Consider the following 1,467-nt stretch of genomic DNA (forward strand, 5'->3'; position numbering starts at 1 on the left):
GCCTGCGGCGGCTGGGGCGGGCGCTGCGCGCGTACCACGCGTCCGTCCTGCGGCCGGCGTGGCCGTGGATCCGCGAGCGTACGGAGCAGGACAGGCTGTGGCGTGCGCAGACGCAGAGCGTCGCGGGTACGGACGCGATGCTGCACACCTTCGGCTCGCTGCTGCGGTGGCGGCCGCCGGTGCTCACGGTGGACTACCCGATCGACCGCGACCTCCACCTCGACGGGCGCGGGCTCGTGCTCGTGCCGTCGTACTTCTGCCGGCAGTTGCCGGTCGCACTGGCGGACGGGTCGCTGCCGCCGATCCTCGTCTACCCGTCCCGGCCGCCGGCACGGCGGCCGGTGGGGCGGCCAGTGCAGCCGGTGCGGGGCATCGGGGCGGCCGGTGGCGCCGGGGCGGCCGAGGGGGTCGGGACCGAGGGCCTCGCGCATCTCCTCGGGCACACCCGGGCCGCGGTCCTGCAGAGCCTCGGCGGCCTGTGCACCACCTCGGAACTCGCCCGCCGGGCAGGGGTGTCGGCCTCCTCGGCGAGCGAACACGCGGCGGTGCTGCGCCGCGCCGGGCTGATCACCAGCACGCGCCTGCGCAACCGGGTGCACCACTCCCTCACGCCCCTGGGCACCGCGCTCCTCGCCGGTCACCCCGCGGCCGTGACGGCGTGAGCCGGGCGGAGGTCCCTGTCATTCGGGTACGCCCGAAAGGGGCTGGGAACCCGGCCGCCGGTCGTGCAGCCTGCTCGCGTCGTTGACCGACTACGTCAAGGAGTACGTCCATGAAGAGGACAGCAGCACGACTGACCGCCGGCCTGATGATCGCGGGCGCCGCCCTCGGGGTGTCCGCGGGCACCGCGATGGCCGAGGAGAACGACTGGAACGTCTCCCCGCAGGAGTTGGACTGGGGCGTCGCGCCGCAGGAGAACGACTGGAACGTGACTCCCTGGAGAACGAGTGGGGCTGATGCACTAGCCCTCCGGCAACCCGGGTGACGCGGGCGGGGGCGGCGCGCGGCCGCCCCCGCCCGTGCCGGTTCTGCGCTGGAGCGCCCCTGCGTCAGGCGCGGAACGCGGTGGTCGTACGGCGGTGGGTCGTCAGCAGCGCTTCTCGGAAGCGGCCTGGTTGGGCAGCGGTGCACCCTCGGGGCGCAGCGTGCCGACGGCGGCCGTGCACTCGCTCGCGGTGTCGGTGCCCTGCGTCCAGAACTCCTGCTGCTTGGTGTCGTTCTTCCCGATCTTGCCGACCACGGCGTCCCTGTCGTAGCTGAACACGCCGAGGGTCACGTCGTACGGCTTCGCGCCGGTGTGGAAACTGTCCCACACCCACAGGTAGCCGTAGTTCTCCTTGCACGACGGCGAGTAGAACTGCTTGACGGAGGCGACGGTCGTGCCGCTCCGCTTGATGAGGCCGGTGGCCCCGACCTGGTACGCGTCGTCGCAGACCCCGGCGGCCCGGGCCCGCTTGCTCTCGGGGT

Annotated in this window: 3 protein-coding genes; 2 read left to right on the forward strand and 1 reads right to left on the reverse strand. The window is 73.4% G+C overall.

What is annotated here, in order from left to right; all coding sequences use genetic code 11:
• Together H5J30_RS32935 and H5J30_RS32940 are read left to right on the forward strand one after the other, a co-directional pair.
• The coding region (locus H5J30_RS32935; protein WP_181791354.1) for a helix-turn-helix domain-containing protein at positions 1-662 on the forward strand (662 nt) is incomplete at its 5' end.
• Between the two features lie 110 nt (positions 663-772).
• Positions 773-985: a hypothetical protein gene (locus H5J30_RS32940; RefSeq protein ID WP_258563659.1), complete on the forward strand. Its 213-nt coding sequence runs from the start codon at positions 773-775 to the stop codon at positions 983-985.
• Between the two features lie 102 nt (positions 986-1,087).
• Here H5J30_RS32940 and H5J30_RS32945 read toward each other — a convergent pair.
• The coding region (locus H5J30_RS32945; protein WP_181791356.1) for a hypothetical protein at positions 1,088-1,467 on the reverse strand (380 nt) is incomplete at its 5' end.

This window comes from Streptomyces phytophilus, assembly GCF_013870535.1.
Classification (GTDB): Bacteria; Actinomycetota; Actinomycetes; order Streptomycetales; family Streptomycetaceae; genus Streptomyces; species Streptomyces phytophilus.